The organism is Oscillospiraceae bacterium (genome assembly GCA_015068645.1).
Taxonomy (GTDB): Bacteria; Bacillota; Clostridia; order UMGS1840; family UMGS1840; genus SIG452.
Map to the genome: position 1 here is coordinate 39,300 of SVKD01000002.1, position 26,441 is coordinate 65,740.

Consider the following 26,441-nt stretch of genomic DNA (forward strand, 5'->3'; position numbering starts at 1 on the left):
TCCGTTGAAGTCCTTTTTCTTTTGCATTATAAAAATTATTCGTCAAATAAGGGGGTGGAAAAATAGCGTTCTGCGGTATCGGGTAATACGGTGACTACCGTTTTGCCTTTGCCCAGCTTTTTCGCCAGCTTGATTGCCGCCGCCACATTGGTTCCCGAAGAAATACCGCACATGATTCCTTCCTTTGCGGCAAGGTCTTTGGAGGTCTGAATGGCTTCTTCATCCTTTACGATGCAAATATCATCGTAAATATTCTGATTTAAAATAGCGGGAATTAAGCCGTCACCAATGCCCATCTGCAAATGAGTACCGATGGAACCGCCGGACAAAATTGCCGCATCTTCGGGTTCTACCGCCCAGATAGTCATATCAGGATTCTTCTCTTTTAGGGTTTCGCCGATACCCGTGATGGTGCCGCCGGTACCGATTCCTGAGCAGAATCCGTGAATGGGACCATCTACCTGCTCTAAAATTTCAACGCCGGTGCGTTTTCTCTGAATTTCCACGTTGGCGGGATTTTCAAACTGCTGGGGAACAAACACGTTGGGGTCTTCTGCCTGCATACGAAGTGCGGTTTTTAAACATTCGTCAATACAGTCCCCAATGTTGCCTGCATCGTGAACCAGAATCACTTCGGCACCGTAGTGCTTCACTAACTTTCTGCGTTCTTCGCTGACAGAATCAGGCATAATAATTTTGGTTTTGTAACCTCTTACGGCGCCAACCAAAGCAAGACCGATGCCCTGATTACCGCTGGTGGGTTCCACGATAATGGTGTTCTCATTGATAAGGCCCTTTTCTTCCGCATCCAAAATCATATTGTAGGCGGTACGGGTTTTGATGGAACCACCCACATTTAAACCCTCAAATTTCACCAATACTTCGGCAGAATCTTCCTCCACCATCCGATTGAGGCGGATTAAGGGAGTATTGCCGATAGCATCTAACACAGTGTTATATATCATAGGTAAGTTTCCTTTCCGAGTTTTCATAAAACGAATATATTGTAACACAATTTTTAAAAAATTTCAATCTTTTTTGGAATATTTTATGAAAATCACCTTATTTTGGTGCTAAAACATGAAAAAATTTCACCATTTCAAATTGACGGACAGATCCTTTTATGCTATACTGATGGAGCATCTTAGGAAGCTTCAGCATAAGATAACAAAAGAAAAGGAGAATCCTTACGATGACTGATTTTATAAAATGGATGGAAATTGCAGGAACCGTTGCCTTTGCCATTTCGGGGGCATTGGTTGCCATTGGTGCCAATCTGGATATGTTCGGCGTGGTGTTTGTGGCGTGCATCACTGCGGTGGGTGGCGGAATTACCCGTGATTTGCTTTTGGGAATTCATCCCCCGTTTATTTTCCAGAATTATGATTGGTGCCTGCTTGCCATGGCAGTGGCTGTGATTGTGTTTGTATTTGCTTATTTTAATCGCAAACACTTTGAGAAGTTCCGCCATCGGATTGAAAGCATCAATAATATTTTTGATGCACTGGGACTTGCCGCCTTCACCGTGACCGGTGCCGAAGTGGCATACACCCAAGGCTTCGGAGAAAACGGCTTTATCGTGGTGGCAATCGGGATGATTACTGCGGTAGGTGGCGGCGTTTTTCGAGATATTATCATCAATACCACCCCCTATATATTTAAAAAACATATCTACGCTCTGGCAAGTATTTTTGGAAGTATCCTCTACTATATTTGCCGAAAAGCTGTTCTGGCGGAAGCGTGGACGGTTACCCTTGCGGTGACGCTTGTCATAACCATCCGTCTGCTTGCCACCAAATACCATTGGAGTTTACCCAAAATTCATATTGAAGAATGATAAAAAATACTGCGGAAACCCGCAGTATTTTTTTAATGGTGATGGTGATGATGACAAGTTATTTCGGGAGCAATCGTACAAGTGGATTCGTGACAATGTTCGTTGGAAGTTTCCAGTTCCAGCGTGACGTGAAAAATTCCTTTTTGATACAACAGTTCTTTCACCCTTTTCTTGATTAAAAAGGGTTCTTCCTCGGTAACAAGATGCATGGTTACAAAATGTTGCTGTCCGTCCATCGTCCAAAGATGAATGTGATGCACCTCTGTGACACTGGGGGTATTCAAAAGCAAATTCCGAATTTGCATAACGCTGATTTCATCGGGAGCTTTTTCCAACAAAATGTGCAAGGCGTTTCTTAGATTTCTTGCAGCATTGACAATCACAAATACTGCTACCCCAATGGACAATAACGGGTCAATCAACATAAAACCCGTTAGTTTTATTACCACGGCACCCACTAAAACCGCAATCCATCCCAAGACATCTTCCATCATATGCAGATTTACCGCTTTTTGATTCACCGAATCCCCACCATGGGTGACATAGGCAGCACAAAAATTGATAACAACCCCAATCACAGCAAAGAGAATCATCGCATGACTGTGAATCTGCTGGGGAACAAGCAATCGCTCTACAGCGTGAACCATCACAACCGCAGACCCCACCAATAATACCAAACTGCCAAAGAGACCTGCCACCACCGAATAACGGCGGTATCCGTAGGTATAGACCTCATCAGGCTGACGGTTACTTTTCTTCTCCAGAAAACAGGCAATCCCGATGGTGACGGCATCCCCGAAATCGTGCAGAGCGTCTGAGGCAATTGCCACACTGCCTGTTACAAAACTGCCTACCAGCTCAAATACCGAAAAAAATAGATTCAAAAGGAAAGCCAAAAACATTTTTTTGCTTTCTTTCCCCTTATTTTTCATAATTTACTTCCTCCCCATTGATTTTTTAGTTGCAATATGATACAATGTATCTGTTATAAAACAAAATGTTCTGTAAATAGAATATTCCCTGTTGCGAAAAAATACAACAAGCAACTTTCCAAAAAAATTCATTACGGAACAAATCCTTAAAAATGTACGGAGAATCAGATGGACAGACGACAGAAAAAAACAAGAGCCGCTATTTTTCAAGCCTTTACGGAACTATTAGCCCAAAAAAGCTTTGCCAAAATGACGGTAGAAGAAATTATCACCCGTGCCGACGTGGGACGTGCCACCTTTTATGCCCATTTTGAGACCAAAGAATATCTGCTAAAGGAGTTTTGCCACGAATTATTTTGTCATATTTTTGATACCGTTTCCCAAACACCGTCCAACCATCAGCATATCTTTTCCTGCGAGGGAAACGATTCGGTGTTTTTACATCTGATAAAACACCTTGAAAACAACGATAACCACATTTTAAAACTGTTTTCAGGACAGAATCAGGAGCTGTTCTCAGGATATTTCAAGGAAAATCTTTTTGAGCTTGTGAAAGCCAATCTTTCTTTATTTTCCCATCGAAAAAACGATGCTTTACCACGGGATTTATGGATTTCGCACATTACTGCAACCTTTGTAGAAACGCTCAACTGGTGGATGAAAAACGGCAGAAAGGAATCTGCCGAAACCGTGGCGGACTATTTTTATCGGTTGGTATAAAAAAACAGCTTCCAAACGGAAGCTGTTTTTTCAGTTTTTTCGGGGTTTTCAAAAATGTGTCTTGACTATTTCGGCAAAAAAAGGTAGAATAGGGAAGTATTTTGTATTTTTAGGAGATTATCTTATATGAATTATCAAAACAAATTGAAGGGAAATCTGATTCTTCTGCTCACCGCTTTCATCTGGGGCGTATCCTTTATTGCCCAGTCGGTTGGGGTGGAGACCATTTCTCCCATAGCGTTTAACGGCATCCGAAGCGTATTGGGCGGATTGGTGTTACTCCCTGTGATATTCTGTTTAGACCGTTCCAAGAAGAAAAAGGGAATTGCCGTGCAAAAACCGGATAAGACCTTACTGATAGGCGGAATCATCTGCGGGATATGTCTATGTGTGGCAAGCACGTTGCAAACCATTGGTATGGTATACACCAGCCCCGGAAAATCCGGTTTTTTAACAGCGCTCTACATGGTAATTGTACCGATTTTAGGACTCTTTATGGGAAAACGCCCCCGTCCTGTTATTTTGGTATCGGTTCTCATCGCATTATCAGGACTTTATTTAATGTGTATAGACGGCTCGCTAGCCATCAACTTCGGTGATGTGCTGACCATCTTTTGTGCGGTAGTGTTTGCATTTCACATCCTTGCCATCGACAAATTTTCCCCCAAGGTGGACGGTGTAAAACTGGCTTGCCTGCAGTTTTTTGTGTGCGGTTTTCTCAATATCATCGCGATGGTATTTTTAAACCAAACACCCACCTTCTCTCAGGTGGTTTCCCTGTGGGCATCCATCGGTTATTCGGGGGTTTTATCCTGCGGTGTGGCATACACCTTGCAGATTGTGGGGCAAAAGTATACCGACCCCACCTCCGCCTCCATTTTAATGAGCTTAGAATCGGTATTCGCCACTTTGACCACTGTCATCTTAGTGGCTTGCGGATGGAATCTGACCGGCGGACAGTTATCTCCCCGTGAACTTTGGGGATGCGTACTGATGTTTGGTGCCATTTTACTGGTGCAATTACCCGAAAAATCCAAGAAATAACGAATTTTCTTGACAAATTTTTCCCAATATGGTAACATTATTCTGCGTATACTTTAAAAATACATAAGGAGATTTCAAATGAAAAAGAATGTAATCGGAAAAGTGATTGCTGTGCTTTGTCTGATTTGCATTGTTGCAGTTGGTGCTTTTTCTGCAAAAACCACCTCCGTGGTGGACTGTGCGGACTGTGAAGGCGCAGGCTATACCCATGTGGTAAGCTGTTTGGACTGTAACGGTGAAGGAATCGTGGAAGATGAAGATTGCGGTACCTGCGAAGGTGCAGGAACCATAACTTATCTTGCAGGAAGCGCAGATCACATTGCATCAGCTGAAGCTTTAGAAGCTTCTAAAACCACCTGTGAAACTTGTGCAGGCGAAGGCAGTGTAGCTCCCGACAGCGGCTATTATGCAACCTTTATGGCATTACTGCCTCCCTTGGTTGCGATTGGTTTGGCGTTAATCACCAAAGAAGTGTATTCCTCTTTATTTGTAGGGATTGTGCTGGGTGGCTTACTGGTAGCCAACTGGAAACCCGTTGCAGGACTGGACTATGTGCTAAATGACGGTATTATTTCCGCAGTGTCCGGCACCGCAGGGATCTTCATTTTCTTGGTAATTTTGGGCGCAATGGTTGCTTTAATCAATAAAGCAGGCGGCTCTGCAGCCTTCGGACGTTGGGCAGAAAAACACATCAAATCCCGTGTTGGTGCAGCGTTTGCAACCTTTATCTTAGGCGTTTTAATCTTTATTGATGACTATTTCAACTGTCTGACCGTGGGCTCCGTGATGCGTCCCGTAACAGACAGACACAAAATTTCCCGCGCAAAATTTGCATACTTAATTGATGCAACTGCCGCACCCATCTGTATGATTGCTCCTGTTTCTTCCTGGGCAGCAGCCGTTTCCGAATTTACCAAAGGAACCGGCTACTCCGGTATTGAACTGTTTGTAAGAGCAATTCCTTACAACTTCTATTCGTTATTGACTATCGTATTTATCATCGCCATCACCTTAATGAAATTTGATTACGGCCCCATGAAGCTTCACGAAGCAAATGCCATGGAAAAAGGGGACTTGTTCACCTCCGGCGCGGAAGAATTTCCCGTAGAAGCTTCCGAAGCAAATCGTAAGGGTAAAGTGATTGACTTAATCTTCCCCATTATTGTGTTAGTTGTGATTTCTGTAATCGGACTGATTTATGTTGGCGGATTCTTCTCCGGCGAAACCTTTATCAACGCATTCGGTAACACCGATGCAACCGTTGGTCTTCCCTGGGGTGCAATTATCGCACTGATTGTGACCATCGTATACTTAATGTTAAGAAGAACCGTTACCTTCAAAGAAGCGATGGAATGTATTCCCAAAGGCTTTAATGCAATGGTTCCCGCAATTTTAATCTTAACTTTTGCAACTGCTTTAAAAAATATGACCGGCTTGCTGGGTGCAGATACCTTTGTGGCAGGCCTGATGGACTCCGCTGCTGCAGGCTTATCCGCATTCTTACCCGCAATTATCTTCTTAGTTGCTTGCGTGCTGGCTTTTGCTACCGGTACTTCCTGGGGAACCTTTGGTATCTTAATCCCCATCGTAACTGCAATGTTCCCCGGCAACAGCGAACTGTTAATCATCGGTATCTCTGCTTGCTTGGCAGGTGCGGTTTGCGGTGACCACTGCTCCCCCATTTCCGATACCACCATTATGTCTTCTGCAGGAAGCCAGTCCAACCACTTAAATCACGTGTCCACTCAGATTCCTTATGCGATTACCGTGGCGCTGATTTCCTTTGTGGTATACCTGATGGCAGCATTTATCCCCAATGCCTGGGTATTACTCCCCATCGGTATTGTGCTGACCATTGCTACATTGGTTGTAATTAAAAACATAACTGCGAAAAAGCAATAATCATTTTTAAAACAAACATCAAAAAGAGGAACGAATCGGATTCGTTCCTCTTTTTTCGTATAAACAAAAGCTTGTCGGGATAGGCTTATGGTGGGTGATATTATTGAAAAAGCTGATGGTTTCGTTCTTGATTCTTTTTGCTGTGATCCTCACCGCTATGATTTTTGATTATCAAACCAACAACCGCTCCGTTTCGGCAAAGCTTCACACCGTTTTGGTTTCTGTCTATCAGGAAGAAATGTCTTTCACAGCTCCCATTTTGCAATATGATAATCTTTATCTGATGTCGGGAGCCGCCCGCCAAATTGACAATATTTATGAGGGGGCAACTGCCGCCGTAACCTGCAACGGGAAAACTTATCAAGGGTATCTGTGGCGGCTGGAACCCACCTTTGATAACATTTCCTACGCCACCGTGTCGGTAACAGGGGTAAAAAAGCTCCCGAAAGGAAATGCCACCGCCGTTATCAAAGGAAGCATCCGCAGAAATCTAATGTTTATCCCCAAGGAATGTCTCACAACAAATGAGATGGGAGAGGATGCCGTCTTTGTGGTGCAAAACGGTTACGCCATGCTTCGCAGGGTAGAATTGGGCACTCTTCCCAAAGAGGGACAACAGCAAATCGTAAACGGTTTATTTCCTGCTGAAAAATTGATTATTTCTCCCCAAAATATCCGCACGGGTGACAGGGTTTTCTCCCCCTAATCCCTATTAGGTGAAGTTTTGTCCATAGAGGGCAAACAAAGGGGTTTTTCCACATTTATTGGGGAAAACTTGTTTTTTTATTGTGGAATAGTTGAGGTTTTTCCGTGATTTTAACCAAATTCCATCGAAAACCCTTGGAAATGCACACTTTTATTTTCAGGGAATTTTCAAAAAAATTCCACAGTTGTTGTGTAAACAAAAAACAGCAGATTACTCTGCTGTTTTTTATCTGTTTCAGAAAACTTTTTCTTAATAATCGGTGGTAACGATTGCAAAATCTGAAATGGTGGGATAAATATAAGCATACCCAACATTAGAATGTGCCACAACCTCCACCTTTAAAGTGAGTGCATTTGCGGTTTCAAATTCAAAGGGAATGGGAGCAACATTTTCTCTCATAATGGGAGACTGATACAACAAATTGTCATCTCCGTCGTAAAATTTCACTTGATAATCAGCAAAATTTCCGGTAGAGTAGGTGGGCGCTAAGAAAGTGCCTCTTACTTTGGTTGCCAAGCCGTTTAACGCATAGGTCACATCATTGCAATACTGATAACCGTCGGCGGTTTGTTCTTCTGTGGTGAGTTCAAAACCGATATAGTTGGTAACCTCGTTATTGTTTGCACCTGCGCGAAACTCTTTGGGAATATCGCAACCTAAGTAAGGTTTATCAAATAAATAAACTTCTTTGGCAGCTTTTACCACATCTCCCACATAAACGGTTGCAGTTTCTCCGTCCCAGGTTACGTCTTTGTCAAATGCCTGACCTACTGCACGAACGGGCAGATAGGTGGTGCCGTTGTAGATAAAGGGTTCCACCACGTTGCCTGCCACATCTTTCGGAACAACTTCTTCTCCATCAATCACCAGTTTCACATTCATATAAACTGCATTGATGGTTTCGGTAATATTTTTGGCAAGAGCGCTTCCGCCTGCCACGGTTGCACCGATTAATACTCCTGCAACCAAGCCTTGTAATCTTTTTTTCATTGTAATTCCTCCAATCAATATTGTGATTTTATCTATTATCTTTTTTTCAACAAAAATAGTTATCGTTGCCCGAAAATAATTTCACAAAAGAGTTTTACACCCACCATCAGGCAATTTTCGTCTATCTGAAATTTGGCATGATGCAAAGGATAGGCACTGTCTTCTCCGCCTTGGGAACCGATTCTCACGTGTGCTGCAGGAATTTCTTTGGCAAAGAAGGAAAAATCTTCAGCGGCAAAGGTTCGTTTCCCCTCTTTGATTTTTTCGGGATAGTCTTCCCCAAACACACGCATCGCTGCAAACAGGTATTCGGTCAACGCCCCTTCATCCTGCAGGCAAGGAGGATATTCCTCCACAGGCAAAAATTCCACCGTAATATTCCGTTTGTCAGAAATTTCCTTTACTAAAAGATCCAAAGAATCTAAAATCCGTGTTCTTTGCTCAGGCGATAAGGTACGGATAGTTCCTTTTAAAGCCGCATCATCGGGGAACACATTATAATAACCATCCGCATTGCAGGCGCAAGCAGAAATCACAGCGTCGGGTTCTTCTTTCCCCAACGCTTCTATCCCCAAGATACAGTCCGCTAAGGCAGGCAAGGGAGAATTTGCCGATTCGGGAATGGCACCGTGTCCCCCTTTTCCGTGAATTTTTATTTCATATCGGTCGCAACCGGCAAAGGCAGTGTCACAAAGATATTCGATTTCCCCCACCGGAGTGTCGGGCCACAGGTGGGCACCGAAGATTTTGGTTACTTTCGGGTTCTCCAGCACGCCTTCTTTGATCATGGGCAAGGCTCCGCCGTCACCTTCTTCGCCGGGCTGAAAAATCAGTTTGACACATTTTTGCAGCATAGATTCGTGTTCTTTTAAAATTTTAGCAGTCACAAGCAAAATGGCAATATGAGCGTCGTGACCGCAAGCATGCATCATCCCTGTGTGCCGGGATTGATACGAAACTCCTGTTTCTTCCGAAACGGGAAGACCATCCGTATCCATCCGCAGTGCGATACATTCTTTGGATTCGTCTCCGATGGTACAGACTACTCCTGTTTTGAACACACGTTTTACGGTGGTAATACCACAGTTTATCAAAAATTCTTCAATTTTTTCGGCGGTTTTTACTTCCTGATAGCAAATTTCGGGAATCTTATGAAATTCCCGACGAAGAGAAACCAACTCGTCAAAATATTTATGATAGGAAATGTCTGCCATAAAAACACCTCACTTATAATACATCAATTTTATGATAGCATATTTTAAAAAATTTGGCAATTCTTTTGCAACAATTGAAACGAGAATGTAACTTTTTTCCTGTTTTTACAGAGGCAAAATCCACACTTTTATACCCTTTTTGAAAAAAATTACATTTTTTTGGAAGAAACACGGATTTCCACTTGAAAAATCGGAAGAAATCGTATATAATATAAGATGTATTTTTCCGAGAAGGAAGGGGGAATCTTTCGGATGTGAATTTTCCGGAAGATGAAAGAAAATTATGTTAGGAAATTTGAAAAACAATCAGATATTTTTTTCCGGCATCGGCGGTGTCAGCATGAACGCTCTTGCCCTCATTTTAAAGGAAAACGGCTATCAGGTTTCAGGGTCTGACCGTTCCTCCTCCAAAATCACCGACCGGCTGGTAAAGATGGGAATCCCCGTGTTTATCGGGCAAAAGGCAGAAAACATCACCCCCGATCTGGGTCTGGTGGTAAGAACTGCCGCTGTGCCGATGGATGCTCCCGAAATTGTAAAAGCAATGGAATACGGCATCCCCGTCATGGAAAGAAGCACCTTGCTCGGACTTGTGATGAAAAAATATAAGGAACGCATCAACGTGTGCGGTACTCACGGCAAAACCACCACCACCTCTATGATGGCACTTTGCTTAATGAAAGCAAACAAAAAGCCTACCGTAACCGTAGGCGGTGATTTTCCGCAGATTGACGGAAACCTGTTGCTTGGTACCAACGATTATTTTGTATGTGAAGCTTGCGAATATGTGGAAAGCTTTTTGGAATTTTTTCCATCCGCAACCATCCTTTTAAATATTGAAGAAGACCATTTGGATTACTATAGAGACATTGCTCATATCCGCTCCGCTTTCCAGAAATTTTCGGATAAAACCGAAAAAATCATGGTGGCAAACGGAGACGATGAAAATGTGCGCCTTTTGGATTTTTCAGGTACCAACGCCGTATTTTACGGATTGGAATCAGGCGACTATTTGGCAAAAAACGTAGTATTTCATCCCGATCGTACCGAGTATGACGTGGTATATCACGACGAAGAATTAGCCCATGTGGTATTAACCGTGGCAGGTGCGCACAATGTGTCTAACTCCTTGGCAGTGTTTGCCCTGTGTCGTGAACTGGGCTTACCCAAAGAACCTGTTTTGGAAGCTCTTTATGAATTTGGCGGTGCCAAACGAAGAATGGAATATAAAGGACAGTTTAAAAATATTCCCGTGTATGATGATTATGCTCATCATCCCACCGAAATTGAAACCACCATTTCTTCTATCCGCCAGAAAAATCCCAAACGGTTGGTAATGCTCTTCCAGCCCCACACCTATACCCGCACCAAAACCTTAAAAGACGATTTTATCCGTGTATTAAAAGAGGTGGATTGCCTCTATATTTCAGATATTTACGCTGCAAGAGAAAAAGATCCCGGTGATATTTCCTCCCGTGATTTGTGTGATGCTATTGTCGGCTCTCACTACACGCCTGCTCTCTCTGACGCGGTGATTGAATTAAAAGCCAACCTGCAAGAAGGCGATATTTTTGTAACCGTTGGTGCAGGTGACGTGTACTTAGCAGGAGAAAATTTGTTGAACAGCTAAAACTGAGGTGACCCTTTATGAATCATCCCGTATACGGTATGGAAAAACCCTATCTTCAAAAAATCGGGGAAGAACTCTCTTCCTATGCTGATGAAATATTGTTTGACGGATTTTCCAACTTAATTGCCGTAAAGAATCCAAAGCAGAAAACCCTGGTTGCTTTTTCGGCATCTGAGAATGCTTTTTTGGTAAATCAAATCCACGCTGACGGCAAAGAGGGATTTTCTCCCCTCTTTGAAATTCCCGAATCCCTCTCCAATGAACGGGTTCTTTCCCCAAAAGGTCATCAAGGGATATTGGATGCCAAAGCAAAAACCGTGGAATTTAAAGGAAAAGAAGCAAAAGATGCACTAAAACCCGGGGATGTGATCTATATAAACCCCACCTGCGAAGCATTTGCAGATTTTTATATCACCAATCAGATTCCCTATTTTTTGGCACAGATGTTCACGAACTATTTCAAACAGGGAACTGCCAAAGTTTCGGTTGCATTTCTTCGGGAAAAACAAAAAGGTGCTCACGCATTGGGAATACATTACCCTTGCGAGCAGGCTTATTTTGTGACCTGTGTTGAAAACTTACCCCACGAATTTTGTTTTGTGAAAAAAGAGGGGGACTTTGTGTCCACCTTTGATATCCCTGCACTTCCCACCGCAGTTTGCAAGGATTCGGTTTCCACCGCCAACTCCTATTATCTGTCCGGCGGTTGTGCCAATGTGGCAACCTTAGCTCTGAATATGAAAAAACTGGCAAACGGCAACTTTCAGATTAAAAAAGAAGCCGTGAAACAGTTATTTGCTTTTTTAGAATCACTGAAATAAGAGGATGACTATGAAACCAAAAAACCTGCTGTTAGTGGGTTTAAACGCCAAGTATTCCCACACGGCGCTGGCTGTGTATTCCATTGGTGCTTACCTGAGCGAAAAAGGAATTTCAAACACCGTGGCGGAATATTCGGTAAACGACCCTTACGAAAGCGTATTTTATGATATACTGTCACAAAAACCCGATATCATCGGGTTTTCTGTGTATCTTTGGAATGTGGAAAGAGTCTGCCGTCTGGCAAAGGACTTAAAACTTGCTCTGCCCGACGTAAAAATCTTTTTGGGCGGTCCCGAAGCAGGATACCGAAATTCTTTGGAAAAGGACTTCCCTTTTGCAGACAAAGTGATAACCGGCGAGGGAGAAGCCGCCGTTTATACATATTTAACGGGGAAAGAAACCACCGATTCGTTCCCCAACTTACCCTTTCCCTACAAAGCACCTCTAAAGAAAGGGAAAACCATCTATTACGAGGCATCCCGCGGATGCCCCTACCATTGCAGTTACTGCATTTCCTCTCTGGAAAAGAATCTTCGGTTCAAACCGCTGGAGCAGGTGAAAGAGGAGCTTCGTATTCTGATTCAAGCAGGGGCAACGAAGATTAAATTCATCGACAGAACCTTTAATGTGAATCCCGATGCCTACGAAATTTTTAAATTTGTGATTGAAGAAGGCGGTAACACAGGCTTCCATTTTGAAATCAAACCCGAACTTTTTTCAGAAAAAGATTTCGAGTTGCTAAAAAAAGCGCCGAAGGGACGCATCCAGTTTGAAGCGGGCTTGCAGTCGCTAAACCCCGAAACCTTAACCGCCATTCACAGAAAAAACGATACCGATATGGCGTTTTCCAACTTAAAGCGGATTCTTGAGATGGGCAATATTCACTTGCATTTGGACTTAATTGCAGGATTGCCTTTCGAAGATAAAGCGTCTTTTATCCGAGGCTTTAACCAAGTATACCGGCTTCATCCCGATATGTTGCAACTGGGATTTTTAAAGGTGCTTCACGGTACCCAAATCGGATATGAAGTTGAACAGTACGAAATGAAATATTCCCTCCATCCGCCTTATCAGGTGATTTGTACCAAATGGTTATCTGCCTTTGATGTGATGGAATTAAAAATAGCAGAAGAAGGACTGGAAACCTTCTCCAACAAGGGCTTTTTCCCCGATGCTATCAGCTATCTTTGGGAAACGGTCGACAAAACTCCCTACGAGGTGTTTTTATCCTTAGGACAAACCTTATCAAAAAAACCGCCCTTGTCTCACCCTCACTTATTCCGCTTATTCTATGAGTGGTATGTGGAAAACGGTTTTCAAAATCCCGAGCTGTTTTTAGAAAAATTGCAGTCAGATTTTCGCAGAAAGAATCCCAATAAACCCATGTTTTAATGAATGAAGAATGAATAGTGAATAATGAATAATTATGGTGGTTCAGCCTTGCTGAACATAAAACCCTCTCAGTCAGCCTTGCTGACAGCTCTCCCACAGGGAGAGCCATTTCATGCAGCCATCGGCTGCCACCGAAATTATTCACTCTTCATTATTCAATATTCATTATTCTTTTGCAAGGCGCAGAAAAATGTGCCATTTATCAAACCATACCTTACTCTTTCAAGGCGCAGAGAAATGGATGCAAAACAGAGAAACTGAACCCCGAAGGGGGTTACCCGAAGCTGTACCGTGTGTACAGCGAGTGGTGAAGTTAATCTGTTTAGCGCCATTTATCAAGCCATAAATTATCCCGAAGGGAGTTTTTTACCTTATGAATCGCTTTTTTACAAACGAACCGATTACAAACAACACCGTCACCTTAACCGATGACGCTGTTCACCATATCAAAAACGTAATAAAATTAACGGAAGGAGAGCAGATTGTTCTTGTAAAAAATAAAAAAGAATTGCTCTGCCGTATTGACAAAATTGAAAAAAACAGTATAATAGTATATGTGGTGGAAGAATTGGACTCTGATTCTGAACCGCCCTACGAAATCACCTTATTTCAGGGGATTGCCAAAGGGGACAAGCTGGATTTCATCGTGGAAAAAGCGGTGGAAGCAGGGGTTACGGAAATCGTACCCTTTAAAATGCACCGCTCGATTGCCAAAATCGAAGGAAAAGATGTGGCAAAAAAAGTGGAACGTTTCCAAAAAATTGCCAAATCCGCTGCGCAACAGTGCGGACGGCTGGTGGTTCCCAAGGTGCAGGAGCCCAAAACACCCAAGCAGGTGGATTGGGATGCATTTGATTTAAAGCTTCTTTGTTACGAAGATGAAAACAAAACAACGCTAAAAGAAGTTTTAAAGAAGAATCCCCTTACCAAAGAAACAAAAAAAATTGCGTTGGTAATTGGTCCCGAGGGGGGCATTTCTCCCGAGGAAGTGAGCTTCTTAACGGATGCAGGCTTTTTATCCGTATCCTTAGGGAAACGAATCCTCAGATGCGAAACGGCTGGCCTTTACGCCTTAGCCAACATCCAGTATGAACTGGACTGACATTTGTTTTTAAAATTATTTTTATAAAGAAGGAGTTTTTTTATTATGAAAAAACAAACAAAACAGGAAAAAATCGCAAAAAAAAATCTGAACACTGCAGAAATCAAACTGCAGAAAGAAAAGATTGAAAACAGACTGTTAACCATCTTTGCCACCGCTTTAGGCGCAGAAATGCTTTTGATGTATCTGTTTAACTGGTTCCAGACCAACAGCAATATGATGAATGTCGCTCGTGGTGCAGCTCACATTTTAATGATTGTGTTCTTAGCACTGGCTGTGTTCACCGCAGTAAAAGGAACTCTGTTAAAGAAAGCCGATGAAACCGAACGCAGCAAAAAATACTTTAATTGGTTCTATGTGTGCTTAGCATCCTTCTTAGGAACCTTCTTCGTATATCCCACCGAAATCTTAACTAAAATCTTTGGAATTGACCCCTTAAAATTAACCGACTTTAATAATTTCCACCCCTTCTTAGCAAACAATGGCGTACAGTTCCGTGCAGCACTGTTAATGTGCGGTGTTGGTATTTACACCGTTGCAGCTTTCATTATCTACGGCGTAAAAAGTGCGAAACTCGGTAAAATCCAGAAATAAAATCTAACCCGCATTTCAAATTGCGATGGGATTTTATCATCAAATTTTTAAAAATACAGATCGACCCCCCGAGAAAGGAATTACACAATGTTAAATACTGAAAAAACAATGGAAAAAATCGTTGCTCTTTGTAAGGGCAGAGGTTTTGTATATTCCGGCTCCGAAATTTACGGCGGCCTCTCCAACACCTGGGATTACGGTCCTTTGGGTGTGGAATTTAAAAACAACGTGAAAAAAGCATGGTGGAGAAAATTCGTGCAGGAAAATCCCTACAATGTGGGCCTTGATGCTGCAATTTTAATGAATCCCAAGGTTTGGGTTGCCAGCGGTCACGTGGGCGGATTCTCCGACCCCTTAATGGACTGTAAGGAATGTAAAACCCGTCACCGTGCAGACAAGCTGATTGAAGACACCGGTGTTCTGCCTGCAGGCTGGTCCAACGAACAGATGGCACAGTACATTAAAGACAACAACATCGTTTGTCCCAACTGCGGAAAATCCAATTTTACCGAAATCAGAAAATTCAATCTGATGTTTAAAACCTTCCAGGGCGTTACCGAGGATGCACAGAGCGAACTGTTCCTTCGTCCCGAAACCGCTCAGGGTATCTTTGTAAACTTTAAATCCGTGCAGAGAACTTCCCGTAAAAAAGTGCCTTTCGGCGTTTGTCAGATCGGCAAATCCTTCCGTAACGAAATCACTCCCGGTAACTTCGTGTTCCGTACCCGTGAATTTGAACAGATGGAATTAGAATTCTTCTGCAAACCCGGTACCGACTTAGAATGGTTCGCATACTGGAAAGATTACTGCAAAAACTTCCTGTTATCTTTAGGTATCAAAGAAGAAAACTTAAAGCTTCGTGACCACGAGCAGGAAGAATTATCCCACTATTCCAACGCTACCACCGACTTTGAATTCTTATTCCCCTTCGGTTGGGGTGAACTGTGGGGCATTGCAGACAGAACCGACTTCGACTTAAAACAGCACAGCGAACACAGTGGCGAAAAAATGGAATACATTGACCCTGTGACCAACGAAAGATACATTCCCTACGTTATCGAACCCTCCTTGGGTGCTGACCGTGTGGCATTGGCATTCTTGGTGGATGCATACGATGAAGAAGAAGTATCCGAAGGGGATACCCGTGTGGTATTAAGATTACATCCTGCGTTGGCTCCCGTGAAAGCGGCTGTTCTGCCCTTATCCAAAAAACTGTCTGAACCTGCATTCAAACTGTATGAACAGTTAATTAAAAAATTCCCCTGCGAATTTGACGATGCAGGCTCCATCGGAAAACGTTACAGAAGACAGGACGAAATCGGTACTCCCTTCTCGATCACCTTTGACTTTGAATCCGAAGAAGATAATTCTGTTACTCTTCGTGACCGAGACACTATGGAACAGATTCGTCTGCCTATGGATGAAGTAATTCCCTACATCGAATCCAAACTGGAATTTTAATTTTTAAGACCAAACAAAATGGCAAGTGTTTTCTTTGGGACACTTGCCATTTGTGGCATTATCCCTTGTAATATTAGCGGAGGTATCCTATGGTAGAAAAACGTCAGCATCCCCTTTGGGCTATGCTTACCAATCAACTGTTATATGCAACTGTTTCCTTTATGATTGTCACCTCTATGGTGGGCAAATGGCAACAGTTTTTCGGGGCATTCTTTTTTATGCTGTACCTGTCGGGGATTTACAGTTATTCCAGACGGGCAGGCTTTTCTCATCAAAAATCATACAGCAGCATTAAACCCCACATCAAATTCCCCACGGCATATGCCCTGGTGGCACTGGGGTATTTGGTGTTACCGTTGGGAATTGCCTATCTCGCTAAAAACTGGATTGTGCAACTGATTGTCATCTTTTGGGAAGCCCCCTTTTATTTCGGAAATATGATTGCAGCCTCCGGTGAAATCAACCTGATATCAGCTGCCATTTTTGGCGGATTCATCATTGTGTTTACCTATCTGGGATACTTAGCAGGTGTGAAACAGTTTTATTTCACACCTTATATCACCAAATTGCTGTACCGTCCCGTGAATAACGAAAACGATAATACAAAGAAATAAGGAGCATTTTTATGCGTAAATTATTGCTTGGAAAATGCGGTGAGCTGGCTTTAAAAGGCTTAAACCGCAGAAATTTTGAAGACCAACTGTTAAAAAATATCAGAAATCAGTTAAAAGGATTGTTAAAATCCGTGTCCATCCATCAGTCCGCCATTTATATGGAGCCCAATGAGGATGCCGATTTCTACGAAATGCTGGAAAAAGCGAAAAACGTGTTTGGCTTAAAATCTGTATCCGTGGTATATCAGACCGAAAAGGATATGGACATCATTAAAAAAGACGCTTTGGAATTGCTCCGTGATAAATTAACAGGCAAAACCTTTAAAGTGGAAGCAAAACGTGCAGACAAAACCTTTCCCTTGAATTCTCCTGCCATCTGTCAGGAATTGGGCGGATTTTTGCACGATAATATTGAAAATTTAACCGTCAACGTAAAAAAACCCGACATTCAGGTGATGGTGGAAGTCCGTGAAAAAGGTGCCTACATTTACTTTGAAAAAGAAGAATGTCACGGTGGATTACCCGTTGGCACAGGGGGACGTGGGGTGCTGCTGTTATCAGGCGGTATCGACAGTCCCGTGGCAGGGTTTATGATGGCAAAACGTGGACTGAAACTGGAAGCCGTTCACTTTTATTCTTATCCCTACACCTCCGAACGTGCCAAACAGAAAGTAATCACCTTAGCAAGAATTATTGCCAAATACACAGGTCCCTACCGTCTGCACGTGGTACCCTTTACCGATATTCAGTTAGCCATCGGCGAAAAGTGCCGTGAAGATATGATGACCTTGGTGATGCGCCGTTTTATGATGAAAATTTCCCAGCGTGTGGCAGAGGATAACAACTGCGGTTGCTTAGTAACAGGGGAAAGCTTAGGGCAGGTGGCAAGTCAGACTATTGAGGGGTTACAGGTGACCAACTCTGCCGTGGATATCCCCGTATTTCGCCCCTTAATCGGGATGGACAAAACCGAAATTACTGAAATTTCCCGTAAGATGGAAGCTTTTGAAACCTCCATTTTGCCGTATGAAGACTGTTGCACCGTGTTTACCCCCAAGCATCCCAAACTACATCCTCGGGTAAAAGACGTGATTTTTGAAGAACAGAAACTGGATATGGATGCATTGATTGAGGAAGCGGTTAAGAATATTGAGAGAGTGCATATTTCAGCAGAAGACTTATAAAATAATGAACAATGAAGAATGAAAAATGAATAATTGCGGTGGCAGGCGGAGCCTGCATTCTAATGCGCCCGTTGGGCGCCACCATGATTATTCACTATTCACTATTCATTCTTCACTAAAGAGGAATGTATTATGAAGATTTTATCACCTGCGGGTTCCTACGAATCCATGGTCGCTGCCGTAAAAACGGGAGCGGATGCGGTATATTTAGGACTCGATTCCTTTAACGCCAGAGCAGGCGCCGAAAATTTTACCGAAGAAAGCTTAAAAGATGCCGTATTCTACTGCCACAAACGAGGCGTAGAAGTTTTTGTGACCTTAAATACCTTGGTTTACGATAACGAAATTGCTCAGATTACCAAAATCATTGATGTGATTTACAATTCCCTGGCAGACGGAGTTATCGTGCAGGACTGGGGTGTGGCAAATCTTGTTAGAAAAATTGCACCCGATTTGCGTCTTGTGGCATCCACTCAGATGACCGTCAACAACTTAGCAGGGGTAAAACTTCTGGAAAAAGAAGGGTTTGACACGGTGGTGCTTCCCCGTGAATTATCCCGTGCCGAAATTGAAAAAATCAGAAAAGCAACTGACATCAATATTGAAGTGTTTGCCCACGGTGCCTTATGTGTGTGCTATTCGGGGCAATGCTTAATGTCCAGCTTTATCGGTGAGCGAAGCGGAAACCGTGGCAAATGTGCGCAACCCTGCCGTATGTTCTATGAAACCCAGCAGAAAAAAGGAGCGTTACTTTCTCCCAAGGATTTAATGCTTTTAGACTATCTGCCCGAGCTGGAAGAAATGGGCGTGGATGTGATTAAATTAGAGGGCAGATTAAAAAGCAAATACTACACTGCCGCTATCACTGATGTGTATCGCAGAGCATTGGATTCGGGCGAAGTATCGGAAGAAGATTACGCCATTATTGAAGCCTCTTTTAACCGTGGCGGATATACCCCGGGCTACTATGACGGCATTACCGATAAAAATCTTTTTAATTTCTATAAAAATGAAAATCCCTACTCCAGAGAAACCAAAAAAATGGAGCGTTACTATGACCAGATTTTAAATAAAGACCGTGAATTTTCTCAGATTCCCGTGTCGGTTTCTCTGTTTTTGGAACTGGATAAACCTGTGAAAGCAGAACTGCTGTTAGGGGAAGATGTATATCCGTTCACTGTGGATATTTGTCCCCAACTGGCGCAAAATGCACCCGTAACCCGTGAAAAGCTGATTGACCAGCTCACCAAAACGGGGAACGAAACCTTCTGTTTTGAAGAAATCGAAATTGTGTTGGCAGACGAAACACCTCTGTTTTTAAGTGTTTCCCAGATGAATGCCATCCGCCGTGAAATCGGGGCATATTTGGATAGCTTATTCCAGTTTGAACGCCATATTGAACCCTATTCTTATCAGATGAGAAAGCGTAAAACCACCGACGAAATTGAGTATTACTGCACCGTTTCCACTGCTTTTCAGCTAAAATGGGTGCGAGAATGTTGGGACAAGTTGGTGTTTGCCAAAGCAGACGTGATTGAAGAATACATCCAAAAATACGGTGAAATTGAAAATGTGGGTCTGTGGTGCGAGCGAATCGCCACCGACAAACAGATTTCAAAAGCCCGTGCCTTTTTAACCAAACATCCCGAAATTACCAACGTTTTGGTTGGCAATATCGGGTATCTCAATGCCTTTGATTCTTTTGGCAGTAAATATCATCTCTACTGTGATTACACCTTCAATGTAACCAATTCTTTATCTGCAAAGTATTTAGAAGAACACGGCGTAAAAAATGTGACTGCTTCGGTGGAAGCAAATTTAAAGAATGTGAAAAACATTATCACCGATTCTGCCGACTTAACTGTGCTTGGCTATGGTCAGATTCCCCTGATGATTACCAAATCCTGCATAAAATCCAACATTCGTGGCAAATGTAATCCCAATGATCTGGTGATGAAAGACAGAAAAGGCGAAGAATTTATCATCGCCTGCGAAAACTGCTCTCAGAATGCCATCTATAATCCCTATCCCATTATGATGTCGGATAAGTTAAACGACCTTCGTGCCGCAGGAATTGGTTCTGTGAGACTGCACTTTTTCAGAGAAAACAAGGCACAGGTTCAGGAAATTATCCATTCCTTTAAAATGGAGCAGAATCCCTTAACCCGCTATACCAGAGGCCATTATTACAGAGGAGCTTATTAAAAACATGAAAAATGAATTTATGCTCCTTGCCATAGAAGAAGCAAAAAAGGATAAAAACGAGGTGCCTGTGGGTGCCGTGTTGGTGAAAAATAAAGAAGTAATCGCCACAGCACACAATGAATGTGTGGCGCAAAACGGTATCTGCCACGCAGAGCTTTTGGTAATTGAACGAGGACTTTCTAAACTTGGAACCACCTATTTGGAGGATTGCGAATTATATGTGACCAAAGAACCCTGTTTAATGTGCTTTGGTGCTACCGTGAATGCCAGAGTAAAGCGGGTGTATTTCGGGTGCTATGACACCAAATACGGTGCTATGGAGTACATCGAAAAGCTTGGCTATCTTCATAAAATCAATCACGTTCCCGAAATTTACGGGGGCATTATGGAAACAGAATGCAAAACCTTACTGGAGGAATTCTTCCAATGATTTTTTTAGTAAAGGATATCAAGCTTCCTGTCAGTTATACGGATGAGGAAGCAATTTCCTATCTCACAAACACGTACTTTCCCAAAGGAAAGGTGACTGTTTATAAAAAATCGGTAGATGCCCGTAAAAAAGAGGACATCTGTTTCGTATATACTTTTTTGGTGGAAGAAGATAGCAAAAGGATTCCGCCAAAACTAAAAAAGAAAACCGCTCCGTATCAAGAGAAAAAGCTGTCCGTCACCTATGGTGACGAACCGCTGCCCAACCGCCCTGTGGTGGTGGGTGCAGGTCCGGGCGGTCTTTTTTGTGCCTACCTACTTGCCAAAAACGGCTACGCTCCCATTGTGTTGGAGCGTGGAGAACCCATTGAAGAACGAGTGAAAACCGTGGACGCTTTTTTTTCGGGGAAACCCTTAAACAAAGAATCCAATGTACAATTCGGCGAGGGTGGTGCAGGTGCATTTTCCGACGGAAAGCTGACCACCCGAATCAATGACCCCCTCTCTTCCGAAGTGGTACGGTTACTGGCAAAACACAGCGATTTGCCTCATCTTGCCTATCAGGCAAAACCTCATATCGGAACGGACAAACTAAGAACCTGCGTAAAAAGTTTACGAGAAGAAATTATCCGTTTGGGCGGTACTTTTTCTTTCAATAGCCGTCTCTCTGACATTAGCATTACCAACAATAAAATCACCTCTGTTACGGTAAATGATACTGAAACAATCCTTGCATCCGTGGTGGTATTGGCAACGGGACACAGTGCTAAGGACGTTTACGCACTCCTTCATCAAAAGGAAATTCCTTTATCAAAAAAGGCATTTTCCGTGGGTGCCAGAGTGGAGCATTTCAGAGAAACCATTGATAAAATTCAATACGGCTCTTTCGCAGGGCATCCCAACTTAGGGGCGGCAGACTATCAGGTGTTTCACCACTGCCAAAACGGGCATACGGCGTATAGCTTCTGTATGTGTCCCGGTGGTGTGGTAGTGCCCAGCCAGTCAGAAGAGGAATCCATTTTGGTCAACGGCATGAGTTACCTTGCCCGTGACGGCAAAAATTCCAATTCTGCCCTTTGCGTGTCGGTGTCTCCCGAAGATTTTGGTGACGGACTCTTTGACGGTCTTCATTTTATTGAAAATTTAGAGAAAAAAGCGTATCAAATGGCAGGTGCCAACAATCGGGCACCCTTTACCACATCTTTTGATTTTACAGGCGTAACACCCCGAGGTAAATACCCCGAACCCACCTATGCTCTGGGAGTAACTGAAGTTTCTTTTGATAAACTGTTTCCCTCTTTTATCACCGATGCATTAAGAGAGGGGCTACAAGCCTTCGATAGAAAAATGCCCGGCTTTTTAAGCCAGGGTTGCGTGTTTACGGGAGTGGAAACCCGAACTTCTTCTCCCCTTCGCATCAACCGTAACGAAGCACTCCAATCGGAGAAAGCCACGGGCTTATACCCTTGCGGAGAGGGAGCAGGCTATGCAGGCGGTATCGTGTCTGCGGCGGTGGACGGAATGAAAATCGCCGTGAAAATTATGGAATCTTTTAAACCGTTTTAAATAAGTATCAAACATGAAAAAAATGAAATCATTATCCACGCTGATGATTCTCTTAGCCGCTGTGTTTTGGGGAATTATCGGACTATTTGTAAAATACTTAACTCCCTACGGCTACACTTCGGCAGAGCTTGTGGCGCTTCGGTCTTTGGTGACGGCAGTAAGCTTATTTGCTCTGCTTATCCTTACCAATCCGAAAAAATTAAAAATTAAAATCCGTCATCTTTGGTACTTTTTGGGAACGGGATTTTTTAGTTTTGTGTTCTTTAATCTGTGCTACTTTCAGGCAATGAACTATTCCTCTCTTTCGGTAGCGGCAATTTTGTTATACACCGCTCCCTTTTTCGTGATGGGAATGTCTTGCGTATTTTTTCGGGAGAAAATCACTCGCCAAAAACTGTTGGCGCTTTTCATGGCATTTTTGGGATGCGTGGCGGTGTCGGGCGTGTTGGAGGGCGGCGGTTCCATTTCCGCAGAAGGACTTCTTTGGGGACTTGGTTCCGGTCTCGGCTATGCGCTCTACTCCATTTTTGCCAAATTTGCCTTAAAAAAGTATGATACCTTAACGGTTATCACATATACTTTTTTGGTGGCAACGGTAGGTTCATTCTTTTTAATCAATCCCACTCATACGGTAGGAGTTCTGCAGCTTCACCCCCAAAGCATCTGTCTTTTGGTGGTATATGGCATCCTAACCGGTGCCGCAGCCTATTACTGTTACACCAAGGGACTGGAACACACTCCCCCTGCCAAAGCGTCGGTAATTGCCACGGCAGAACCCGTGGTGGCAACCTTATGCGGAGCGTTTTTCTTTGGCGAAATCCCCTCTGTGTTTGGGATTTTTGGAATTTTTTTGGTAATATTTGCAGTATTGTATTTACAAAAGCAATAGGCTTGAAAAATGGCGCACAATCCGTAAATCTCACCGCTCGGCATACAGTGAGTATGCCTTCGGGATTCGATTTCCGAATTCTGCATCCATTTTTCTTCACCTTGCTTTCTATTCTAAAAAAAAGACGAAATTCTAAAAGAATTTCGTCTTTTTCTTTTTTCACTATCTGAGGCGCAGGTAAAACGATGCAAAATGGAGAAACCGAACCCGCAGGGGTTATCCGAAGGCGTACGTACTGTACGCCGAGCGATGAGGTTCATCCATTTGGCGCGTTTTAACAAGCCGCTTATCTATTGAGAATTAATTTAGTCAATTCAATGGGAGAAACAATTTCGCCGTCCTTATAAACTCTCATGTTACCGGAAGCGATTTCGTCAATCAGGATAACTTCGTCATTGTTGTAACCGAATTCAAATTTGATATCCCATAAATCCAGACCGATGGTTTTTAAATCGTCTGCCACGATTTTGGTGATTTTTAAGGTCTGTTCTTTCATATCTTCAAACATTTTGGGGCTCATAACGCCTAATGCTGCCAGACCTTCGCCGGTTACTAACGGATCGCCTTTTTCGTCATTTTTGAAAGTACATTCCACATAGCCACCTTCTAAAGGAGTGCCATCTTCAATGTATTCGCCGTATCTTCTGATGAAGCTGCCGGTTGCAACCAATCTGCAGATTACTTCCAAACCGTGACCAAATACTTTACCGGGAAGCACTTCCATGGTAGCATCTTCCACATTTGCGCTAACATAGTGGGTTTTAATGCCTGCTTTTTTTAATAAATCAAAATAATAAATAGAAGTTCTTAAATTTTCTCTGCCGATGCCTTCGATGGTTAAGCCAACAGAGTTTTCGCCGGGGTCAAACACACCGTCTTTGCCGGTGCAATCGTCTTTAAATTTTAACAGTACATTGCCGTTATCTAAGCTGAACACGTCTTTGGTTTTGCCTTCGTAAATTTTTTTCATTGGTTTGTACCCCTTTTCTTTTTAGAAATCAGATTTTAAACTCTTTTTATTTTACCACGTTTTTTTGAAAAATTCAATATTTTCTTTTTATAAATTCCCATTTTTTTAAAATTTTATGAAATTTTCTATAGAATTAGTGTGTAAGGTTGGAAAAAATCGTGAAAATTGAATAAGAAACCCAAATAAAAAAGTGGGTTTTTGGTTGACATTTCTATTGTTTTAGTATAAAATAACAATGATAGGACAAACTGATTTATATGAAAATTTATAACATAAACGGAGGAAAAATGCTATGGCAGAAAACAGATTAATCGGTTCTTACCCCGTAATCGGCATCCGTCCCACCATTGATGGCAGACGCGGTGTGTTAAAAGTAAGAGAATCCTTAGAAGATCAGACCATGAATATGGCAAAAGCAGCTGCAAAACTGTTCACCGAAAACCTAAAATATTCCAACGGTGAACCCGTGAAAGTTGTTATCGCAGACACCACCATCGGCCGTGTGGCAGAAGCAGCAGCTTGTGCAGACAAATTCAAAAAAGAAGGTGTAGACATCACCTTAACCGTTACTCCCTGCTGGTGCTACGGTTCCGAAACCATGGATATGGACAAAAACACCATCAAAGCTGTTTGGGGCTTTAACGGTACCGAAAGACCCGGCGCTGTATATTTAGCAGCAGTGTTGGCAGGTCACGCACAGAAAGGCTTACCTGCATTCGGCATTTACGGACACGATGTTCAGGATGCAACCGACACCTCTATCCCCGCAGACGTTCAGGAAAAACTGTTACGGTTCGGTCGTGCAGCAGTTGCAGCAGCAACTATGAGAGGCAAATCCTATCTGCAGATTGGTTCTATCTGTATGGGTATCGCAGGTTCTATCATTGACACCGATTTCATCGAAGAATATCTGGGCATGAGAGTGGAATCTGTTGACGAGGTAGAAATCATCCGTCGAATGACCGAAGGCATCTATGATGAAAAAGAATATCAGAAAGCTTTAGCTTGGGCAAAAGAAAAATGCAATATGGGCTTTGATAAAAACCCCGAAGACTTGCAGTTATCCGCCGAAGAAAAAGAAGAACAGTTTGCTTTCGTTGTAAAAATGATGTGTATCATCAAAGACTTAATGAACGGCAACAAAAATCTGCCCGAAGGCTGCGAAGAAGAAATGGTTGGTCACAACGCTATCGCAGCTGGCTTCCAGGGGCAGAGACAGTGGACCGACTTCTATCCCAACTGTGACTTCCCCGAAGCAATGTTAAACACTTCTTTCGACTGGAACGGCGCAAGAGAACCCTATATCTTAGCAACTGAAAACGACGTGTTAAACGGTATCGGTATGCTCTTTGGTAAACTCTTAACCAACCGTGCACAGATGTTTGCAGACGTTAGAACCTACTGGAGCGGTGACGCAGTGAAAAAAGCAACCGGTTATGATATCGAAGGCAAAGCCAAAGAAGCAGACGGTTTCATTCACTTAATCAACTCCGGTGCTTGCTGTCTGGATGCTTGTGGCGCAGTGAAAGACGAAAACGGCGACGCAGTGATGAAACCCTGGTATGAAATGACCCAGGCTGATCAGGATGCAGTTATGGCTTCCACCACCTGGAATATGGCAGACTTAGGCTACTTCCGTGGCGGCGGTTTCTCCTCCAGATTCTTAACCAAAGCGCAGATGCCTGCTACTATGATTCGTTTGAACTTAGTAAAAGGCTTAGGCCCCGTTCTTCAGATTGCAGAAGGTTGGACCATTGACCTGCCCGATGATGTTTCCGATAAATTATGGAAACGTACCGACTACACCTGGCCCTGCACCTGGTTTGCTCCGAGATGTACCGGTGAAGGCGCATTCAAAACCGCTTATGACGTGATGAATAACTGGGGTGCAAACCACGGCGCAATTTCTTACGGTCATATCGGTGCAGACTTAATCACTCTGTGCTCCATCTTAAGAATTCCCGTATGTATGCACAACGTTCCCGAAGAAAAAATCTTCCGTCCTGCCGCTTGGAATGCATTCGGTATGGATAAAGAAGGTCAGGATTACAGAGCTTGTGAAACCTACGGACCTCTGTATAAGTAAGGGCTTGTAAAATTACCGAGATTGCAAAAGGCATAGGATTTTTTCCTGTGCCTTTTTCATAGCCTTCCCCTCGAGGGGAAGGGGGACCGCTTGCGGTGGATGAGGTGTTTTTCTAAAGTGAAAATTTGTTAGCACAAATTTTAATTTGAAAT

23 protein-coding genes are annotated in these 26,441 nt (G+C 43.1%); 18 read left to right on the forward strand and 5 right to left on the reverse strand.

The window, feature by feature from the left end; all coding sequences use genetic code 11:
• Positions 1-35: 35 nt before the first annotated feature.
• The gene (gene cysK, locus E7413_01135; GenBank protein ID MBE7018474.1) at positions 36-965 is read right to left on the reverse strand and encodes a cysteine synthase A; all 930 of its coding nucleotides are present in this window, start codon (positions 963-965) and stop codon (positions 36-38) included.
• 227 nt (positions 966-1,192) lie between these two features.
• Between cysK and E7413_01140 the strand changes: the two genes are divergently transcribed.
• Positions 1,193-1,837, forward strand: a complete 645-nt coding sequence (locus E7413_01140; GenBank protein MBE7018475.1) for a trimeric intracellular cation channel family protein — start codon at positions 1,193-1,195, stop codon at positions 1,835-1,837.
• 32 nt (positions 1,838-1,869) lie between these two features.
• Here the strand turns inward: E7413_01140 and E7413_01145 are convergent, their stop codons facing one another.
• Entirely contained in the window at positions 1,870-2,769 is a 900-nt protein-coding gene (locus tag E7413_01145) for a cation transporter (GenBank protein MBE7018476.1), read from the reverse strand.
• Positions 2,770-2,937: 168 nt separating this feature from the next.
• Between E7413_01145 and E7413_01150 the strand changes: the two genes are divergently transcribed.
• The 4 genes from E7413_01150 to E7413_01165 all read left to right on the forward strand — a co-directional run bounded on the left by E7413_01150 (position 2,938) and on the right by E7413_01165 (position 7,141).
• Positions 2,938-3,489: a TetR/AcrR family transcriptional regulator gene (locus E7413_01150; protein ID MBE7018477.1), complete on the forward strand. Its 552-nt coding sequence runs from the start codon at positions 2,938-2,940 to the stop codon at positions 3,487-3,489.
• A gap of 126 nt (positions 3,490-3,615) precedes the next feature.
• Positions 3,616-4,533, forward strand: coding sequence for a DMT family transporter (locus E7413_01155; protein ID MBE7018478.1), 918 nt, complete (start codon positions 3,616-3,618; stop codon positions 4,531-4,533).
• A 78-nt stretch (positions 4,534-4,611) separates the two neighbouring features.
• Entirely contained in the window at positions 4,612-6,435 is a 1,824-nt protein-coding gene (locus E7413_01160; protein ID MBE7018479.1) for a Na+/H+ antiporter NhaC family protein, read from the forward strand.
• A 103-nt stretch (positions 6,436-6,538) separates the two neighbouring features.
• Positions 6,539-7,141: a hypothetical protein gene (locus E7413_01165; GenBank protein MBE7018480.1), complete on the forward strand. Its 603-nt coding sequence runs from the start codon at positions 6,539-6,541 to the stop codon at positions 7,139-7,141.
• Positions 7,142-7,390: 249 nt separating this feature from the next.
• Here the strand turns inward: E7413_01165 and E7413_01170 are convergent, their stop codons facing one another.
• A complete protein-coding gene (locus E7413_01170; protein MBE7018481.1) occupies positions 7,391-8,131 on the reverse strand; it encodes a hypothetical protein in 741 nt (246 codons plus the stop codon).
• A 59-nt stretch (positions 8,132-8,190) separates the two neighbouring features.
• The gene (locus E7413_01175; protein MBE7018482.1) at positions 8,191-9,345 is read right to left on the reverse strand and encodes an amidohydrolase; all 1,155 of its coding nucleotides are present in this window, start codon (positions 9,343-9,345) and stop codon (positions 8,191-8,193) included.
• Positions 9,346-9,628: 283 nt separating this feature from the next.
• Between E7413_01175 and murC the strand changes: the two genes are divergently transcribed.
• The 12 genes from murC (at position 9,629) to E7413_01235 (ending at position 23,233) form a co-directional block, all read left to right on the forward strand.
• Complete coding sequence (gene murC, locus E7413_01180) at positions 9,629-10,975, forward strand: UDP-N-acetylmuramate--L-alanine ligase (GenBank protein ID MBE7018483.1); 1,347 nt, start codon at positions 9,629-9,631, stop codon at positions 10,973-10,975.
• Positions 10,976-10,992: 17 nt separating this feature from the next.
• On the forward strand, positions 10,993-11,796 hold the full coding sequence (locus tag E7413_01185) for a hypothetical protein (GenBank protein MBE7018484.1): 804 nt from the start codon (positions 10,993-10,995) through the stop codon (positions 11,794-11,796).
• 4 nt (positions 11,797-11,800) lie between these two features.
• Positions 11,801-13,189: a DUF4080 domain-containing protein gene (locus E7413_01190; protein ID MBE7018485.1), complete on the forward strand. Its 1,389-nt coding sequence runs from the start codon at positions 11,801-11,803 to the stop codon at positions 13,187-13,189.
• 373 nt (positions 13,190-13,562) lie between these two features.
• Positions 13,563-14,291 (forward strand): 16S rRNA (uracil(1498)-N(3))-methyltransferase, encoded by a 729-nt coding sequence (locus E7413_01195; GenBank protein MBE7018486.1) that lies wholly within the window; start codon positions 13,563-13,565, stop codon positions 14,289-14,291.
• Positions 14,292-14,336: 45 nt separating this feature from the next.
• Positions 14,337-14,885, forward strand: a complete 549-nt coding sequence (locus tag E7413_01200; GenBank protein ID MBE7018487.1) for a hypothetical protein — start codon at positions 14,337-14,339, stop codon at positions 14,883-14,885.
• 87 nt (positions 14,886-14,972) lie between these two features.
• On the forward strand, positions 14,973-16,346 hold the full coding sequence (locus tag E7413_01205; protein MBE7018488.1) for a glycine--tRNA ligase: 1,374 nt from the start codon (positions 14,973-14,975) through the stop codon (positions 16,344-16,346).
• 89 nt (positions 16,347-16,435) lie between these two features.
• Entirely contained in the window at positions 16,436-16,960 is a 525-nt protein-coding gene (locus tag E7413_01210; protein ID MBE7018489.1) for a hypothetical protein, read from the forward strand.
• A gap of 11 nt (positions 16,961-16,971) precedes the next feature.
• Positions 16,972-18,144 (forward strand): tRNA 4-thiouridine(8) synthase ThiI, encoded by a 1,173-nt coding sequence (thiI, locus tag E7413_01215; GenBank protein MBE7018490.1) that lies wholly within the window; start codon positions 16,972-16,974, stop codon positions 18,142-18,144.
• Between the two features lie 132 nt (positions 18,145-18,276).
• On the forward strand, positions 18,277-20,349 hold the full coding sequence (locus E7413_01220) for a U32 family peptidase (protein ID MBE7018491.1): 2,073 nt from the start codon (positions 18,277-18,279) through the stop codon (positions 20,347-20,349).
• A gap of 4 nt (positions 20,350-20,353) precedes the next feature.
• Complete coding sequence (locus tag E7413_01225) at positions 20,354-20,779, forward strand: nucleoside deaminase (GenBank protein ID MBE7018492.1); 426 nt, start codon at positions 20,354-20,356, stop codon at positions 20,777-20,779.
• Positions 20,746-22,344, forward strand: coding sequence for a hypothetical protein (locus E7413_01230; GenBank protein ID MBE7018493.1), 1,599 nt, complete (start codon positions 20,746-20,748; stop codon positions 22,342-22,344). Before E7413_01225 ends, E7413_01230 begins: the two co-directional genes overlap by 34 nt.
• Before the next feature lie 13 nt (positions 22,345-22,357).
• Positions 22,358-23,233 carry an EamA family transporter gene (locus tag E7413_01235; protein ID MBE7018494.1) on the forward strand — a complete coding sequence of 292 codons (876 nt, stop codon included), beginning with the start codon at positions 22,358-22,360 and terminating at the stop codon, positions 23,231-23,233.
• A gap of 286 nt (positions 23,234-23,519) precedes the next feature.
• On the opposite strand, the gene E7413_01240 is transcribed toward E7413_01235, so the two are convergent.
• The gene (locus tag E7413_01240) at positions 23,520-24,203 is read right to left on the reverse strand and encodes a phosphoribosylaminoimidazolesuccinocarboxamide synthase (GenBank protein ID MBE7018495.1); all 684 of its coding nucleotides are present in this window, start codon (positions 24,201-24,203) and stop codon (positions 23,520-23,522) included.
• A gap of 292 nt (positions 24,204-24,495) precedes the next feature.
• Between E7413_01240 and E7413_01245 the strand changes: the two genes are divergently transcribed.
• A complete protein-coding gene (locus tag E7413_01245) occupies positions 24,496-26,289 on the forward strand; it encodes an L-fucose isomerase (GenBank protein ID MBE7018496.1) in 1,794 nt (597 codons plus the stop codon).
• The last annotated feature ends 152 nt before the right edge of the window (positions 26,290-26,441 follow it).

Coding starts and splice junctions, on each gene's coding strand:
- cysK (MBE7018474.1), bottom strand. CDS start 965: ATGATATATAACACTGTGTTAGATGCTATCGGCAATACTCCCTTAATC.
- E7413_01140 (MBE7018475.1), top strand. CDS start 1,193: ATGACTGATTTTATAAAATGGATGGAAATTGCAGGAACCGTTGCCTTT.
- E7413_01145 (MBE7018476.1), bottom strand. CDS start 2,769: ATGAAAAATAAGGGGAAAGAAAGCAAAAAAATGTTTTTGGCTTTCCTT.
- E7413_01150 (MBE7018477.1), top strand. CDS start 2,938: ATGGACAGACGACAGAAAAAAACAAGAGCCGCTATTTTTCAAGCCTTT.
- E7413_01155 (MBE7018478.1), top strand. CDS start 3,616: ATGAATTATCAAAACAAATTGAAGGGAAATCTGATTCTTCTGCTCACC.
- E7413_01160 (MBE7018479.1), top strand. CDS start 4,612: ATGAAAAAGAATGTAATCGGAAAAGTGATTGCTGTGCTTTGTCTGATT.
- E7413_01170 (MBE7018481.1), bottom strand. CDS start 8,131: ATGAAAAAAAGATTACAAGGCTTGGTTGCAGGAGTATTAATCGGTGCA.
- E7413_01175 (MBE7018482.1), bottom strand. CDS start 9,345: ATGGCAGACATTTCCTATCATAAATATTTTGACGAGTTGGTTTCTCTT.
- murC (MBE7018483.1), top strand. CDS start 9,629: ATGTTAGGAAATTTGAAAAACAATCAGATATTTTTTTCCGGCATCGGC.
- E7413_01185 (MBE7018484.1), top strand. CDS start 10,993: ATGAATCATCCCGTATACGGTATGGAAAAACCCTATCTTCAAAAAATC.
- E7413_01190 (MBE7018485.1), top strand. CDS start 11,801: ATGACTATGAAACCAAAAAACCTGCTGTTAGTGGGTTTAAACGCCAAG.
- E7413_01195 (MBE7018486.1), top strand. CDS start 13,563: ATGAATCGCTTTTTTACAAACGAACCGATTACAAACAACACCGTCACC.
- E7413_01200 (MBE7018487.1), top strand. CDS start 14,337: ATGAAAAAACAAACAAAACAGGAAAAAATCGCAAAAAAAAATCTGAAC.
- E7413_01205 (MBE7018488.1), top strand. CDS start 14,973: ATGTTAAATACTGAAAAAACAATGGAAAAAATCGTTGCTCTTTGTAAG.
- E7413_01210 (MBE7018489.1), top strand. CDS start 16,436: ATGGTAGAAAAACGTCAGCATCCCCTTTGGGCTATGCTTACCAATCAA.
- thiI (MBE7018490.1), top strand. CDS start 16,972: ATGCGTAAATTATTGCTTGGAAAATGCGGTGAGCTGGCTTTAAAAGGC.
- E7413_01220 (MBE7018491.1), top strand. CDS start 18,277: ATGAAGATTTTATCACCTGCGGGTTCCTACGAATCCATGGTCGCTGCC.
- E7413_01225 (MBE7018492.1), top strand. CDS start 20,354: ATGAAAAATGAATTTATGCTCCTTGCCATAGAAGAAGCAAAAAAGGAT.
- E7413_01230 (MBE7018493.1), top strand. CDS start 20,746: ATGCAAAACCTTACTGGAGGAATTCTTCCAATGATTTTTTTAGTAAAG.
- E7413_01235 (MBE7018494.1), top strand. CDS start 22,358: ATGAAAAAAATGAAATCATTATCCACGCTGATGATTCTCTTAGCCGCT.
- E7413_01240 (MBE7018495.1), bottom strand. CDS start 24,203: ATGAAAAAAATTTACGAAGGCAAAACCAAAGACGTGTTCAGCTTAGAT.
- E7413_01245 (MBE7018496.1), top strand. CDS start 24,496: ATGGCAGAAAACAGATTAATCGGTTCTTACCCCGTAATCGGCATCCGT.